General features: G+C 44.8%; 12 protein-coding genes. 3 read left to right on the top strand and 9 right to left on the bottom strand.

Annotated elements, in window-relative coordinates; genetic code table 11:
- Nucleotides 1-332: 332 nt before the first annotated feature.
- From K4A83_RS03780 to cysK, 3 genes are all read left to right on the top strand, one after another.
- Entirely contained in the window at nucleotides 333-1433 is a 1101-nt protein-coding gene (locus K4A83_RS03780; RefSeq protein WP_265263082.1) for a hypothetical protein, read from the top strand.
- 324 nt (nucleotides 1434-1757) lie between these two features.
- On the top strand, nucleotides 1758-4382 hold the full coding sequence (locus K4A83_RS03775) for an AAA-type ATPase lid domain-containing protein (protein WP_265263081.1): 2625 nt from the start codon (nucleotides 1758-1760) through the stop codon (nucleotides 4380-4382).
- Between the two features lie 31 nt (nucleotides 4383-4413).
- The gene (gene cysK, locus K4A83_RS03770) at nucleotides 4414-5352 is read left to right on the top strand and encodes a cysteine synthase A (RefSeq protein ID WP_265263080.1); all 939 of its coding nucleotides are present in this window, start codon (nucleotides 4414-4416) and stop codon (nucleotides 5350-5352) included.
- 215 nt (nucleotides 5353-5567) lie between these two features.
- Here the strand turns inward: cysK and K4A83_RS03765 are convergent, their stop codons facing one another.
- The 9 genes from K4A83_RS03765 to K4A83_RS03725 all read right to left on the bottom strand — a co-directional run bounded on the left by K4A83_RS03765 (nucleotide 5568) and on the right by K4A83_RS03725 (nucleotide 15399).
- On the bottom strand, nucleotides 5568-6302 hold the full coding sequence (locus tag K4A83_RS03765) for an NUDIX hydrolase (protein ID WP_265263079.1): 735 nt from the start codon (nucleotides 6300-6302) through the stop codon (nucleotides 5568-5570).
- A 42-nt stretch (nucleotides 6303-6344) separates the two neighbouring features.
- Entirely contained in the window at nucleotides 6345-6914 is a 570-nt protein-coding gene (locus K4A83_RS03760) for a nicotinate-nucleotide adenylyltransferase (RefSeq protein WP_265263078.1), read from the bottom strand.
- A gap of 155 nt (nucleotides 6915-7069) precedes the next feature.
- On the bottom strand, nucleotides 7070-8425 hold the full coding sequence (locus tag K4A83_RS03755) for a nicotinate phosphoribosyltransferase (RefSeq protein ID WP_265263077.1): 1356 nt from the start codon (nucleotides 8423-8425) through the stop codon (nucleotides 7070-7072).
- Between the two features lie 126 nt (nucleotides 8426-8551).
- Nucleotides 8552-8959: an arginine synthesis PII-interacting regulator PirA gene (gene pirA / locus K4A83_RS03750; protein ID WP_265263076.1), complete on the bottom strand. Its 408-nt coding sequence runs from the start codon at nucleotides 8957-8959 to the stop codon at nucleotides 8552-8554.
- Nucleotides 8960-9219: 260 nt separating this feature from the next.
- Nucleotides 9220-10110: an oxygenase MpaB family protein gene (locus tag K4A83_RS03745; protein WP_265263075.1), complete on the bottom strand. Its 891-nt coding sequence runs from the start codon at nucleotides 10108-10110 to the stop codon at nucleotides 9220-9222.
- 294 nt (nucleotides 10111-10404) lie between these two features.
- Nucleotides 10405-11841, bottom strand: a complete 1437-nt coding sequence (locus K4A83_RS03740) for a restriction endonuclease (protein ID WP_265263074.1) — start codon at nucleotides 11839-11841, stop codon at nucleotides 10405-10407.
- Complete coding sequence (locus K4A83_RS03735; protein WP_265263073.1) at nucleotides 11834-13765, bottom strand: hypothetical protein; 1932 nt, start codon at nucleotides 13763-13765, stop codon at nucleotides 11834-11836. Before K4A83_RS03735 ends, K4A83_RS03740 begins: the two co-directional genes overlap by 8 nt.
- Nucleotides 13765-14592 (bottom strand): KAP family NTPase, encoded by an 828-nt coding sequence (locus K4A83_RS03730; RefSeq protein ID WP_265263071.1) that lies wholly within the window; start codon nucleotides 14590-14592, stop codon nucleotides 13765-13767. Before K4A83_RS03730 ends, K4A83_RS03735 begins: the two co-directional genes overlap by 1 nt.
- Nucleotides 14593-14733: 141 nt before the next feature.
- The gene (locus K4A83_RS03725; protein WP_265263070.1) at nucleotides 14734-15399 is read right to left on the bottom strand and encodes a hypothetical protein; all 666 of its coding nucleotides are present in this window, start codon (nucleotides 15397-15399) and stop codon (nucleotides 14734-14736) included.
- Nucleotides 15400-15460: the final 61 nt, after the last annotated feature.

Genomic DNA, 15460 nt, shown 5'->3' with positions numbered 1-15460 from the left:
GGGGGAGCAGGGGAGCAGGGGAGCGAGGGAGCAGGGGAGCAGGGGAGCAGGGGAGCAGGGGGAACAATTCCCTATTACCTATTCCCCAACTTTGACAAGTTAAGCTTGTGTGCCTTTTGTCAAGTCCCAGATATAGCGTTCTATAAATTGGAAAACACTATTTATGGAGTATTCAATAACGCCTTTTTCCTATTACCTATTCCCTATTCCCTGTTCCCCATTCCCAGTCACCTCAAAAAGTGGTACATCCTTGACTCTATTTTCTGTTTCTTGAGTTGAAATCAAGGCAGCGAAAAGGATTCAACAAGGCAGGTGTTATGATGCGAGGCCGGATGGTTATAGTTTGGCTGTTAACTCTGGTGATGGTGGGGTGGGTGATGGTGTCTTCTCCGGTGCAAGCGGTGACGATTTCCCAGTCCTGTGCGTTGGAAGTGGTCGAGGATCTCTCTCAACGGGGGGTTTTTGATGAGACGATGGCTCAAACTCAACGGGATTACTATATGAGTCATCCTGAACAGTATCCTCTGAGTTTGGGGGAACAGGTGCGGGGGGTTCTCACCTTTGCCAATATTATCTGGGTGGTGGCCAGTTTTTTAATTGTCCTAGCGGTGGTGTGGTTGGGGGGAATTTATTTGGTTGCGCTGTTGGCGTTAATTCCCATAGAAGGCTACGAAATTTTGGCCTATGGGGTGTGTGGGGGGCTAATACTGGCGAACAAGAGTGAGTTTTGGGCGCTGCCGGGTGCGATCGCCATTAATGGAGTTTGGGCCTGGTCTCATGGGTTACACCCTAAAACCTTTGAAAACTTTTATACAAAACTGAAAACAAACCCGATCACCTTTGGCAGTGGGGTTTTAACGCTGTTATGGGGGGGAATGGCGATCGCCTATCAAAGTTCTGTCTTTGGTTTTCTGGCAATTCTTGCTCTAGAGGCCTTTTTCGGCTTTGTGGTAACAGTTACCCCCGGAGTCTACAGTTTTGGTTTTCGCAGTCGTCGGGTTATCCCCTATGCTACGTTTGCCTCTTTCGCCCTTATCTTGGTCTATGCCGCCCATTTGCAAGGCTGGATTACGGTGCCTCAATTTAGTATTTTTCAACGAGGGGTTTTTTATATCGGTACATTTGTATATAGTTTAGGGCTGTTGATTTGGTCGTCCAAATGGTATAGCCATGAGCGGCCGTGGATGTACCCAGTTTTACAAATTGGTGCGATCGCCTCTGGAGTGGGGGCCCTTTATTTCGGTACTATTTTAAACATCGGCACATTCCAAGGCATTGGCGGCACATTCTTCTTTTTATACGCCCTCGAAAAATATTTTGAGTTACCTTGGCGGCAGGAACTTTGGGCTTGGGGAACATTAGGATTAGCACTCTTTCTCTGGGGGAGTGCGTGGGTAATGCAAAATTACCCAGAGTTTTTCCTCTGGGGTTAATTCTCTTAGAAACCGGGTTGTTTTGATGGACTGCTTTGGGGTCTAGGTTAAGGCAAAAACCCGGTTTCTGTCTTTTAATCGTTGTAGGTTGGGTGTAGCGACAGCGAAACCCAACAATCAACAAGCAATCTTGACAAGTTAAGACCCAAAGTTAGAAGTCAAGAGCATTTCGTTGATTAATGATTTGGCAACACTATATCTGTATAATAATATTTAGGGTCTGCTGAAAAAGCCCAACGCTAGACTCAACAAGGGAATAGGTAATAGGGAAATGGTTAATTTCTAGAGTCCTTCCCTGCTCAACTTTTTTCTTCAAACCTTGTTATGATTTCAAACATCTCTTCAGAACTACCAAAACCCACCCCCGAAGACATTCAAGACTGTATTAATTGGCTCAGTTTTCATCGTATTTGGGGGAAGCTAGGGGAGAACACCATCGCACAAATTGCTGCATCTCTATCTTTATTGCCCGTAGAAGCCAACACCAATATTTTTGCCCAAAATACTACCCCTGAAGGCTTATATCTACTCAAGTGGGGAACTGTAGAAATATATCGAAATTCTCCGGTCGGTAAAACCCATATTACCTATCGCAACGCTGGAGAACTATTTGGTCATATTTCCCTCGGTATGGTTGAAGAAACCCCCGGCTACCGAACTGGAGCAATGGCGATCGCTAAAAGTGAAGTCTGGTTTTTATCTAGAGATCGCTTTGAACAACTGAAAACAGAATATCCCGAAATTAACGGTGTGATCAATACCCTCTTAGTTCAAGACTTAGCCAAATTTCAAGACCGCATCGCCAAAGAACAAGCCCGCATTCAAGGCTTACAACCCTACATCCGCCCAGTTCCCACCAGTGAAACTATTATCAGTAATAGCAAACCTAGTCAAAAGCTAGTTCAACAGGTTGAACTAGCTGCCCAAGACTTAAAACCCATTTTTGTGCAAGCCTTACCCGGCAGCGGCAAAACTTTTATCGCTGGGATCATTCACGCCCAGTCTGGACTCAAAAATCGCCCCTTTGCTGAAATTGATTGCGCCCAATTGCCCCGCAATGCCGAGGGGGATATCAATACTGATATTTTATTTGGACGGATTGACGGGGTAACGGGGGCGATTGCCTTATTAGAAAGGGGAACCCTTGCCATTGATAACTGGCAAATTCTCAGTCCAAGCGATCGCGATCGACTGATTCACTATCTCAAAACCGGAAACCTGATCCCCAACGCCCCCCTAGAAATCCAGCCCAACATTTCCCCCCAATCCCTTTGGGTGCGTTTGATTCTCATCAGTCCCACTAAACTCCCCATTTCGGGAATAGATGCCCATACCCTTAAACTTTTCACCCTTTCCCAGCGCAAATCAGATATTTCTGCCTTTGCCCAGTATTTTCTAGAAAGGTTCTGTCGGGAACAAAATCGCCCAACCTTACAACTCGATCAAGCCGATCTACGGCGGCTCCTCAGTTATGACTATCCCGGCAATATCGCTGAGTTAGAAAATATTCTTAAACGAGCAGTGGTCATGACCCCTGCTGAACAGTCGGTAATTCCTGAACAGGTTTTGTGGTCAGTGGAATCCAAGAAAAATGCCTTTCGGGTGGATCTACTGAATCAAATTCCAGGACTGCGCCAATTCCTCTTAAGCAATTGGTGGCCGGAAGGGTTTTGGTGGCCGATGATGGCTATTTTTGTTCCCGTTACCATTATGGGATTGATTGGACCCCAAACCCGAGATGCCAACATCGTCCTGAACCTATTTTGGGCTTGGTGGTGGCCGTTTTATTTACTCCTATTTGTCTTGATCGGTCGCCTCTGGTGTGCCGTTTGTCCATTTATGATTACCGGGGAATGGATTAGAAAACTGTCACTATGGATTTGGCCGCGTCAACTATTGCCTTGGCCAACAAAATGGCTGAATAAATGGGGGGCTTGGGTATTGTGGGGCGGGTTTGTAGCCATTTATTTGTGGGAAAAACTATGGGATCTCCCCCATCATGCCAATCTTTCCGCCGCGCTCCTGATCATCATTACGGCGGGGGCGGTGATTTGTAGCATTATCTATGAACGCCGCCTCTGGTGTCGTTATTTGTGTCCCATTGGTGGCATGAATGGGATGTTTGCTAAGTTAGCCGTCGTGGAGTTGCGATCGACTCAGCAGGTTTGCGGGACACAATGTAGTACCTTTGGTTGCTATCAGGGCAGTGATGCCACTCCGGTTAATTTTCCTGATGCCTTGCCTACAGAAGGGCAAGCTACAGGGGGATGTCCTTTGTATTCCCACCCGGCCCAATTGCTAGATAATCGAGATTGCACCCTTTGCATGACCTGTGTTAAGGCTTGTCCCAACCGTTCTGGTCAGTTAAATCTTCGGTTTCCCGCCGCAGACCTTGTTGAAAATCACAAAGGTTTTCTCGCAGAAATTGCCCTGCTACTGTTATTGTTTGGTGGTGTATTTTTACACTATTCTCAACAAATTTTGGCAAAATTTGGCTGGAAAAATATAGTGATCACCTCTGACCATTTGGTGAGCGGCATTCCACTAGCTTTGTTGTTCTTATCCATTCCCCTTGTTCTCACCTACATCACCCATCAAATCGCTCGATTTTTCGATCCAGAAATGCCCAGCTATCAAACCGTTATTTATGCTTATTTGCCCATCGTTTTAGCTGGAAACTTAGCCTACTATGTACCCGCAGCGATGACTGAAGCCGGGCAAATTTTACCTATAATTGCTCGTACCTTTGGTTTTAGTGGCGATGGCTTAATCACCTTAACCTGGAGTTTGGATGTAGCCCAGTTTATTCAAGGGTTAACATTACTTTTAGCTTTAGGTTTTAGTTTGTTCCCTCTGTTAAAAATTACCCGCCGTCCCTTGGCTCAAAATATCCCCCACATTTTGCTCATGGCGACTTTAGTGGCGGTCTGGTTTCAGCTTATGATTTAACCATCTATTTCCTTAACCTGCCATTAAACAAATGAAAATCTACCAAAATATTACCCAAATTATCGGCAATACTCCCTTAGTTAAATTGCGCCATCTTCCTGAAATTTACCATTGTTCAGCGCAGATTTTACTAAAACTAGAAAGTTTGAATCCAGCCCATTCTGTGAAAGATAGAATTGCGGTGAGTATGATTGAAGAAGCCGAAAAAGCTGGTTTAATCCAACCTGGAGTTTCAACAATTATTGAAGCGACATCAGGAAATACGGGGATTGGTTTAGCGATGGTTTGTGCCGCTAAGGGCTATCGTCTAATTTTAACAATGCCGGAACACATGAGTCTAGAGCGGCAAAAACTAGCGATTGCCTATGGTGCAGAAGTTGTGAAAACTCCAGCCCAAGCAGATATGCCCGGTGCTATTGAACGGGCGAATGAACTGTTAGCCAGTATTCCTAATTCTTTTTCTCCCCAACAGTTTAGCAACCCCGCGAATCCGAAAATTCACTATCAAACCACAGGGCCAGAAATTTGGCAGGATACAGCGGGGAAGATTGATGTTTTAGTGGTAGGGGTGGGAACGGGTGGCACGCTGACTGGGGCGGGTTTCTATTTAAAACAAAAAAAACCCGATTTAAAAATTGTTGCCGTGGAGCCGGCTGCTAGTGCAGTGTTAAGCGGTCATTGTCGCAATGTTCACGATATCCAAGGTATTGGTGCGGGCTTTATTCCTGATATTTTGCGAGTTGATTTAATTGATGAAATCGTGATGGTGACTGAAGAGGAGTCCTACAAGATTGGACGACTGTTGGCGAGTCAGGAAGGAATTATCAGTGGGATATCGACGGGGGCTGTGGTTGAAGCTGCTTTACAAATCGGGGCGCGTCCAGAATATGGCGATCGCACTATTGTCGCCATTCAAGCTAGTGGTGGTGAACGATATTTAAGCACCGCCATGTTTCAGCCCCAATCCTAATCAAGGGAGAAAATAAGCGGTGAATCATCGCACATCTCTGATGAGGCTTGTCTCAGTTGCTCTCACTCTATGGCTGGGGGAATCTCTATCGGCTTCTTGATGCTACCCTGGCTATTTTTTCTAATTTGTCAACCCCCCACACCTGAATCCTTACCAAAAATTTGGCTTTAAAGCCCCGTACCTTTAGGTCGGGGAGTGTCAAAAAACTGTAGCCATTAAACAAAAACCAGCGGCTTATCCTTTAAAGGAGCAAACGCTTCCGCATTGAACCGATATAAACTCGCAGGTCGCCCCGCCCCCCGTGAAACTTTAACCCCCGTATCTTCCAAAAAGCCGAGTTTTAATAAGCGGGTTCTAAAGTTAGAATAATCCGAAAAATTATCCCCTAAAATCGTGCAGTAGAGTTGATAAAGATCATTGAGGGTAAAAAGCTTAGGTAAAACCTCAAAAGCAATGGGACTATATTCTAACTTATTGCGCAATCTTCGATAGCCATAGTCAATAATTTGATTGTGATCAAAAGCCAGTTGAGGCACATTTTTCACCGGATACCAAGCCGTCGCTCCTCCTTGTTTCATCAGTAATTCGGCAGCATCTAAACGGACGAGGGCGAAATAACTCACGCTGAGATAACGCACCCCAAAGGAGTGAATATCCTCCCGAGGATCTCGGCCGGGATTGCCGAAGGTGTAGAGTTGTTCTAAATAGAGATTCTCGACTTTAATTTTCTCGCATAAAATGCGATGGGCGGCATCTTCAAGGGATTCTCCTTGACGGACAAGGGTGCCGGGTAAACTCCAAGATTTGAGGAAGGGTTCATGGGAGCGCCTGACTAACAATACTAAGAGTCGATTCTGCTCACTATCTACGGAAAAGATGACGTTATCCACCCCAACTTTAAAATCAGCTAACATGGGTGAATCAAGGTTGGGGGGATCAGGGGTATTCATGGGGTTAGGGTGCGGGAAGGCAGAAGAAGGATCAGGACAGAATCACGAGGCATAGAGTTGTTGTTGATGGATGTAGTCTTGAACAAGGGGAATCACGACACTCTGATCCCCTTCTTCCCGGTAGGCACTGGATGAAACTCCCGGTGCATTGAGATCGGCGATCGCATAATTTCCCCCTAATGTTTCTAATTGTGCCAGTCCTTCGGGATCAATGGCATAACCGAAACGCGGCACAATCAGCAATTGTACTTGTTTTAACAGGGTTTCGACGTTATACCATCGGGGGAGTTGAGGAATTAAATCCGCACCAATCACCAGATTTAAATTTACCTCATCCCCCCAAATTTCTCGCGCTTTCTGCACTGTAGTTAAGCTTCTAGGATGGCTTAATTCCCGATTTAAGCTGATATTGTGCCGGGGGGCTTCAATTTCCATAATCACTAAGCGTAACATCATCATCCGATGTTCTAGGGGGGTTTGATGTTGTTTAAAGGGATTATCTGAGGCCCACACGGCCACCCAATCATAATGGTTAGAAAGCCAGCGTAGAATAGTTTGGTGGCCTGAAGTCGGAGGATCAGCACTGGTGCCGAAAAGGGCTATTTCTGTCATGGTTTTACTTCGATGGTGGGAGAATGGAGAACGATTGACTGTTTTGTTGGGTTGCGCTGGCGCTTCACCCAACCTACAGAGCGCGAAACAATTAGCAATTATTCATTATCAATTGTTTTGTTGGGTTGCGCTGGCGCTTCACCCAACCTACAGAGCTACTGGACTGTTGACTGCAACGCTTGTAACTCTTGAGAAATGAGGACGGGGGGAGGTGTGGGATGATCCAGTTGACGAGTTTGGGGGGGTAAGCTTTGCACGGATTGACGGGTGCGATCGCGAATCTCCCCTAAAGACTCCCCTCCTCGCAAACGCTCCCCCCCTCTCATCACACAGCGCAGTAGGGGAATTTCGCCCTCTCTCGGGTGTTCTGATGCCAGACCTAGGCGATCGCGCATTTCCTCGCCAAGGCGCCGAAAAACCTGTTTTCTGCCCGGATAGGTGGCCTTTCCACTGGATTGTTTCATGGTGGGAATGCCCCCAATCTCCACTAACTTATACACCCCATTCACCGGATCCCCTGTCACTAAGCGGGTGCCGAATCCATAGCCATCAATACAAGCCCCCTCCCGTTGCAGGCGCTGGATTTCCCACTCATCGAGATCCCCACTGGCGAAGATTTTCACCTCGGGTAACTGCGATCGCACCTCTTGGGACAACGCCACCAAATCCCCCGAATCCAAACGCACTCCCCTAAGATGCCGTTTCCCCTCCCGCACCTGTTCCCCCAAGCGTTCCACTGCCGCCACTGGATCATATGTATCTACCAAGAGCGCCGCCTCGGGAAAATAACGCTGAAACGCTGTAAACGCCTCATCTTCCGACCCCGCCAGCGCCTTCACCGCCATCACCAAAGCATGAGCCATAGTCCCCACAGGTTTCTCCCCCAACTGCAACGCCGCCAACACATTCGACGTCGCATCCAATCCTCCCCCTAAAGCCGCCCGTGCTGCCCAGAGCGCCCCTTGAGGGCTAAAAGCTCGCCTTGTACCGAATTCCAACAAATGGGCATCCTCCCCCGCTATATCCCGCAAACGAGCCGCTCTCGTAGCGATTAGGGTTTGATAGTTGAGCGCATTGAGCAAATAGGTTTCCACCCATTGCGCTTGCCACAGGGGCGCCTCAATGCGCAACAGAGGTTCATGGGCAAACATCGCCGTCCCTTCCGGTACTGCCCACACATCCCCCGTAAAGCGCGCCGACTCCAACAAATGCCAAAACTCCGAGGGCGCTTGGGCAAAAATTCCCGTTTCCTGTAATGCCGCAATCTGCCCACTGGTGAACTGGAGTTGCTCTAGGTACTCTAACGCCTGAGTCAATCCCATCGCAATTAAATAACCAAACCCCTCCGGCAAGCGTCGGGTAAACAGTTCAAAACTCGCAGGCTGTTGGGCAATGCCTTCCCCAACATAACAAGCACTCATGGTCAATTGATAGAGATCCGTAAACAGACTATAGTCCTTCGGCTGTAAGCTTAAGTCTTGAGTTTGAGGGAGTAGGGTTTGAGTGATCATAATTTTCCCTTAGTTGTGAGGGCTATTTTAATTATAGTGATTTTCACCAAAATTGTGAGCAAAAAAAGAGCGAAGCTGAAAAGTTTCGCTCTGGGATTGCGTTTCGTTGCGAGTCAGGCTAAGATTCTAAAGGGCAAGTTGCCGAGACTCTTTTTCCAGCATTCCGATCAAGTTTTGATCTCCTCTCGCCCGTGCCACCTGTAAGCGATACTCTAGATTGCGGCGCATATTATAGAGGTGGACTTGAGCCGTTTCTTGCGCACGATTAAGACGAGCTACAGGAGCAGGGTTTCCACAGTTTTCGGCGATCGCAGCCAACTGAGCCTTTAAAGTGTTCTCCGTTTGGATCATCGGGCAATATTGGTAAGCCACGCCCCGATACTTTAACGGCGGTTTTGTTTGCAGCGTTGGAATATGTCTAGGATAGCGGTAGTTATAAGACTGACCGCGATATTTGCCTGACAATTCACCCTCAGACACTTCTAAAGATAACGGCTGACGTTGGTAATGAACGCCACGATAGCATAATTCCATTGTTAAAACCCTCGATTGCTTGCTTTATTAAAAAATTTTCAAAAGGAGATCCCCCCGCAACCTGAGATATATCTCAAGTCTGACCATCTGATATCTGATCGCCCGGGACGGATTCTGTTAACCCTTCATCATGAGAATCAGTCAATCCGGAAGACACACCCGCAATGTAATTCTGTATCTATTGTGACAGTTTTTCGGGGAAGATCCAAGAGTGTTAAGAAAACTTGATAAAATTCCCCAGCCGCGAGCAGGGGATTAAATTAGTTACTTTGTTCTGGTCGTTCCCGATTCAACTCCTCCAACATACCCACCGGACCCACATCCTTTAACGAGTGACCTCCCGGATAACTGAGATGTTGGCGGTCCAGATAAAAATCCGGTCGTTGCCGAGGGGGAAAATAGGAAAGTAGATAGCCTCGGAATTTGAGAGTATTAGACACAAAAGAGCGCTGATAAGCGGGGGGAGAAGGTAAACCAAAGGCCTCCAGCATAGACTCCTCCAACATCGCATAAATCAAAGGCCGGAGAATGGGTCTAAACATAGCAGGAAACCAATGGAGAAAAATTTGAACCGTTGATTCCCCGACCCTCGCATTAGCATCACAATAGTAGAAATATTGCTGTTCGTAGTTTTGATTATATTGCTCAAATAAGGCGTAACTTTCTGGGATATCTTTTATCCCCATTTCTTGGCCCACAGCACACCAAAAATAATACATCGCTAACTTTTCCCTTTCGCAAAGAGGCCGCCAGCCAAAACGTTCAATCCAGCGAATCGGCTCATAAATAAACCCGGACAAAACATATAAATAATCGTCATTTTTGATCGGGAAATGCTGATGAATTTTATTCATTCGTTCGAGTGCTGCTTTTCCTTGTCCGACCAGATACCCATACTTAACCATACGAGAAACAATTAAACCCGTATCATCATAACGTTTTTGTCCGTGGTGATGAAACTCTCCGGTTTTATCCAGCAGTTTACTAATACTGGGGACACAAAAGGTTTTCATTAACGCTAATTCTAAAGCTTTATTAATATCCCAAGGAAACTCATACCCCGCCAAAATATGATAAATTTGTGCATGATCTTGAATGGGGTCTAATTGTTGAATGAATTCTAAACGATTGAAACGCTGAGTTAGAGGCATTTTAGGATTATTTTTTTTACTTTATATAGCGATTCCAAATCATTGATCAACTCTCAGAGAAGTTTCTCATAATACTTCAAACTCCTTGTAACCCTTGTATAATGTTCCCTGTTCCCTTTGCTTTCCCTTGTGGATTACAAAACTCAAATGGAAACGCTATATCGGGTGTGTCAGAGCTAGTTCATTCCAAAATTAACTATAGCACTCCTATCTGAGTTCTAACATTTTGGGAAAAAACCACATTTTCCCGATTGTCTTGACGAGAAAATATTCAGGCTTAACTTGTCAGTCTTGTTAAACCTGATCAAAACTACGCAACCGATAAAATCGCCTCCCCCCATCGGCTGTTTTTTCCCATCCTAAGTATCCCGTGAGAGGAGAAGTTAATTCAATTAAGATATCTCTTAATTGCTCTTCACTCAGAGGCTGAGGAGGACTAGAACTATCATATTTTCCCCGAATATATTCTAAACCCGCAGGCTCGTTAATCTCCTGAATTAATTGCACCAAATGAAAGCGAATTTCTAAGCTTATCGAAACCTCCCTAATATACCCTTGAATTTTTTCATCAGACGCTTCTCCAAAAGGTTGTTTTTCTAGCCATTTTTTGAATTTCCACAAATCAATAGAACCCGGATATTCTGCTTTTAATTTAACCAAATTTTCCAGCGTCTCTGGTCGAATCACATTCATTTTATGTTCCTTAGCCGCTTGTTCTGCGTCAGGGGTTAACTTGCCTGCTGCACAGATTAATTTTAAACTCTGATCAAATTCTTGTTGTGTCAACTGAGTAACCCCTAAATGAATCAGTTGTGACGTGACTTTGTTACGAACTTTTTCGCTTTTAGTTGCCTTACATTCTCCCACAATTGAGTAGGGATAATCGGCATAAAAATCAGCCCCCCCAGCGCCTCCGGTACTGTTGGGATCTAAGTTGGCTTTTGGTGTGGGGTTCGTGTTGCGAAATCCCAAAAATAATAGACTTTGACGCACTAACTTTTCAAATTCATGACCTTGGCTAGAGTTGCCTGTTTCGGCAATGCGCTCTTTCCAGTCCCGTTCCTCCAAAATAACGGGGGTAGGGGGAGGGGTTGGGGTGTTTTGGTCTGCTGGGGGGGGAGAGGGGGGTTCTGGCGGCTCTGGAGGGGCAGAGGGAACGATTTCCGGGAGGGGTGCAGGTTGTCGTTGTTGGAGTTGTTGGCAGCGTTGTTGAAAGACTTCCTCGGTTAGGATGGGGTGATTGGGGGAAATGGCGATCGCATCCTCCAAGCGCACAAAATCGCCCACTGTCTCCCGCAAATCCCCCAAGGTAGGAATTTCCAGCACCTTCGGCAGTTCATACACCCGGAAATAAGCCAGAAATAAATAGGGGCGATCTTGCAAATGTTCCCGCAATCCTTGGGGAGTCCAAATAGTAGCTTGAGCGAGAGTATCGAGATCAGAAGGTTCTACAATCTCACAATCTCTACACTCAACCCACCCTTTAATCTGAATAGAATCTGTCCCGTTTTGCGGGTGGGACAATGGGGAAAAACTCGGCGAGTTGGGGTGATAGTAATTGCGCTCAATTAAGTCCCCAGAAAAAACGGGGATTAACGCAAAGCACTGACCACTTCTCAAGAACTTTTTCGCAGGAAGAGCAATCAATTCCCCTGCCAACAGTGCTTCAACATCAAGATCAAAAGTACAAAATCCTAATGAAATGGCTTTAGGAAGCGTTGAACTATTCATGGGTTTCTATGGCAATGACATCCGCAGGATATTCAAACAAGTCAACTATTTTTTTGATCAATTTCACCACATCATTAGCACTCAATGAAGTTTCGACATAAAGATTCGTCCCAGATATTTTCTCTGCTTTACGTAAATCTTCTGGCTTGGTAGTAAAAAAATATCTTGTTCGTCCCTTCACAGCTTCTTGGACTTTATAAAAATCTTTAGAGTGGTTCAGTTTAATCAAAATACAAACATTGATTAGAAAGTCTTTCCAAGACTCCGTTTCATACCGTTCTCCATTGAAATGAAAAGCGACAATTGTTTGACCAGAATAGCTTTTTTCAAACCATTGTTTTTCCGGATCTTCCACCGGAGGAAGAGTGACAGGTGGACTTTTTTCAACCGCAGCAGGGGGAGCTTTTTGTTCAACCTCAATCGATTTTGCCTTCTGACTTGCTGCTTTTGTTTTGGCAGTCGATGTGGCTTTAGCTGACGGCTTAGAATTAGAGGATTGCTCAACGGCTGGGGGTGGGGATTTCTCAGCAGGTTTTGTTTTCCCCGATGTGGCTTTAGCTGACGGCTTAGAACTTTGGGATTGATCCGATTCTACCGTTTTAGATACTTCTGCTATCTTTCCTTTCCCAGCAGTCGATGTTTTTGACTTACCCGTTTTTGTGGTCTTAGATGATGTAGTATCAACTTTGGTCTGGGTTTCCTCTGTGGGGGTTTCTGTTGTAACATCAACGGCTGAACTTATCTTTGGATTATCCGGTGTTGCAGGAGCAGATGATACCATTTCACTGGTATCTGAACTATTCGGGAGATCAAAAACAAGCTCATTGTTCATTAAATCAGCATCATCTGAATTCTGCTCACCCTCCACACTAACCTCATCAATAAAATCTTGAATTAAGGAGTCAATATTGCTTGCAGGATTACTTAATACTTCCCGCAACAAAGGATTCTTGACCGTAATTTCTTTAGCAAAGTTCAGAATATCTTGCTCTTCGAGCTTGTAATAGTCACGCTGCTGATAAACATTATAAAGCTGAATAAGCGGTTTAACTTCTTCTAGTTTCAAGTCCACCCATTCCCCCCCCAGCTTTTGGATTAGGAATTCTAGATGAGCATGGGAATCCCAATTTTCCTTAATTTTTTTCTCGTGGGAACGAACTAAACACCCGCGATTAAACCCAAAGGTTTCATAGTCAATAATCCGATTCATTCCCGCACCCACAGATAAACCGTGATTATTTTGCAATACCATCAGACCAATTTTAATTTCTTGTCCTTCCTCTTTGACAACAATTTTAAAGTTAATCCAGTTATTATTTTTCGATTTAGGAGTAATGTCTTCAATTCCCGTCACCGTCATTTGTTTAAGCAATTCCCCCGTCGAGGTTTCCCCTTGTAAAGACTCCCCAATCAGGGTTTTAAAACCAAATCGTAGAACATCCCCAATAAATTGATTATCTTCGAGATCGTCGCTATAATCATCCTCTGTTTCCCGAGTTAAAGCAAACTCAAAGCGACCTTTTGCCTCAGTCGGTAAAGTATCTTCTGCAACTTTGAAGTGCTGCGCACACCAACGGAGTGCTTCTCTAACCGTTGGTTTGTTGGTTTGTGCATATTGTGTTATTTCAGCCTCATCAAAAGGATATAATTCATGGGGTGGAATAACGGCTTTTTTGTTGTAAAATAGGTTAAGATAGAGTTTAACTAACTCGACCATTGAAACCCCATTCACAAACTTTAGATCGATCGCTTTTTTATGGGTAAAGGTTGAAATCCGTTCTGGTGTGCCTCCCGGTAAACCCATAATATTGAGGAATGTGTCTGGTAACATCACCGATAAAATAACAACCCCTTTTCCACTTTTAGACTGTTCTAATGTGTCATATAAAGACTTAATTAAAAAAGCGATCACTTGGTGAGACATCAATCCACCTTCATTGTACTGATCACTTTCCAATTCATCAAAACAGATGAGAACGGAACTATATACTCACCAATTAAACTGAGGATTTGCTTGATGAAGCTGAGAGCCGTTTTTTCTTGATTGTGATTAAGATGCTGAGAATGAGACGGCAATCCTAAATATTTAGCATGGGAGTCTTCTAGTTGCTCTCCCACTAACCATTTTTCCGCATAGCTTGAGGCTTTGCCAGAAAGTGTGCCAATGACGGCACGAATAATATAAGGATCAATTCCCGGTTTTTGTTCTCTAATTTTTGCCGTTAAAGCATCCAGTAGGTTTTGACCTTTGTTTAAATAAGCTTGATGAACTTGATCAAATTTGCGAACAAAACTTTTAGCAGATTGTTTATTTTTAACCACACTATTCATCATGGCAGATGCAATCATTTGCCACTGGGTCACTCCCTCATGATTGTCCCGACTTAAACTTTCAGTAATGGTGCGTAAAAAGTAGACATGAACCTGATTTAAGTCTGTATAGCTCAGAACATTGGCATAAATAAAAGCAAAATCAGATTCTTGTAAAAGTTGGCGACGAATGCGATTAAGTAAATGAGTTTTACCTTGTCCTTGCTGTGCTGTAATGACTAAAGAGGTTACTTTATCATCCGTCGTGCGCACTTGCTCTAAAGCCTTTAAAACGGTATCGGAGGCATGATGATTTAAGGAAGGAACATCAGGAAATCCCCGACCCCATACATTTTGTTCTCGGACAATGCCTGCTTTACTAAAAATATTGTGGCTTTGAATAGCCGCGTGAACGGCATCGATGGGCGAATTTTTAGCCATAATTACTATAATCCTGTGAAGTGACCAATAACAGGTAATCTGCTACACCACAACGGTCTGTTATGGGGTGGGATGGCGAACAAAAGGAGAGGGGTTAAAGAGAAGTGAGTTAACTCCTGTCAACTCACTTCTGGCAATGAATTATCCTAGGCGTTTAACGTAGTAACGGAATGCTCCCCCAGTGAGAGTAATAGAATCTTCCTGCTTATCGGGGGTCATGTCTGGCATTTCTCCGGCCATGAGTTGAATCAAGTCATCGGCTTGCATTTTGACCAGCCAATCATTAAACTGGGTGCGTTTAGTGCGATCGCCAATTTCCCGACGAATGCGATAAATTGGCACCAAATCCCCCAAGTTGTAGCCTTGATTGAGTTCATCGTAAACCGCAAAAACCACCGATTTAAACTCATCATACTTACTAATTTTAGGCGCGACCTTCTGACTAGCAGCCACTCCTCCCCCCTTCATCCCTCTAAGCCACCGTAACAAAGCATTAGGAACTTTCGTCCCTACTTGATTCCCCACAAAAACAAAATCGGGACTTTGTAATCCGGTTTCTAACTCTTGCAATCCTTTGTCCGTCAAGGCAAACTTAACTGAGCGTTTGTTCTGAATTGTCTCAATGGCTCCCGACTCTTCTAATGCAGTGAGTGCAGATTGATAGTCCTTTGCATACTTACCCAGTCGTTTGTTCAACTCTCCGCGCTTCACTGGGTTTTCTTTCCCATCCATATCCCATAAATACAATAACAGGCGCGTTTGTGCTTGTTGAACATCAACGTGGGACTCTTTTGTTTTGGGTGACATACTTCGCCCTACCTATCCTTGATAATGTGAATCTTGTAGTGGTATTATCCTTAATCCTTCC

Source organism: Spirulina subsalsa FACHB-351 (genome assembly GCF_026130165.1).
Taxonomy (GTDB): domain Bacteria; phylum Cyanobacteriota; class Cyanobacteriia; order Cyanobacteriales; family Spirulinaceae; genus Spirulina_A; species Spirulina_A subsalsa_A.
The sequence above is the reverse complement of the archived record's forward strand: the minus strand, read 5'-3'. Positions and strand labels throughout refer to the sequence as shown.

Bases quoted from the DNA above. Each gene is read 5' to 3' on its own strand.
- K4A83_RS03730 (WP_265263071.1), bottom strand. From the start codon at position 14,592: ATGGCTAAAAATTCGCCCATCGATGCCGTTCACGCGGCTATTCAAAGC.
- K4A83_RS03755 (WP_265263077.1), bottom strand. From the start codon at position 8,425: ATGATCACTCAAACCCTACTCCCTCAAACTCAAGACTTAAGCTTACAG.
- K4A83_RS03780 (WP_265263082.1), top strand. From the start codon at position 333: ATGGTTATAGTTTGGCTGTTAACTCTGGTGATGGTGGGGTGGGTGATG.
- K4A83_RS03760 (WP_265263078.1), bottom strand. From the start codon at position 6,914: ATGACAGAAATAGCCCTTTTCGGCACCAGTGCTGATCCTCCGACTTCA.
- cysK (WP_265263080.1), top strand. From the start codon at position 4,414: ATGAAAATCTACCAAAATATTACCCAAATTATCGGCAATACTCCCTTA.
- K4A83_RS03725 (WP_265263070.1), bottom strand. From the start codon at position 15,399: ATGTCACCCAAAACAAAAGAGTCCCACGTTGATGTTCAACAAGCACAA.
- pirA (WP_265263076.1), bottom strand. From the start codon at position 8,959: ATGGAATTATGCTATCGTGGCGTTCATTACCAACGTCAGCCGTTATCT.
- K4A83_RS03745 (WP_265263075.1), bottom strand. From the start codon at position 10,110: ATGCCTCTAACTCAGCGTTTCAATCGTTTAGAATTCATTCAACAATTA.
- K4A83_RS03765 (WP_265263079.1), bottom strand. From the start codon at position 6,302: ATGAATACCCCTGATCCCCCCAACCTTGATTCACCCATGTTAGCTGAT.
- K4A83_RS03740 (WP_265263074.1), bottom strand. From the start codon at position 11,841: ATGAATAGTTCAACGCTTCCTAAAGCCATTTCATTAGGATTTTGTACT.
- K4A83_RS03775 (WP_265263081.1), top strand. From the start codon at position 1,758: ATGATTTCAAACATCTCTTCAGAACTACCAAAACCCACCCCCGAAGAC.
- K4A83_RS03735 (WP_265263073.1), bottom strand. From the start codon at position 13,765: ATGTCTCACCAAGTGATCGCTTTTTTAATTAAGTCTTTATATGACACA.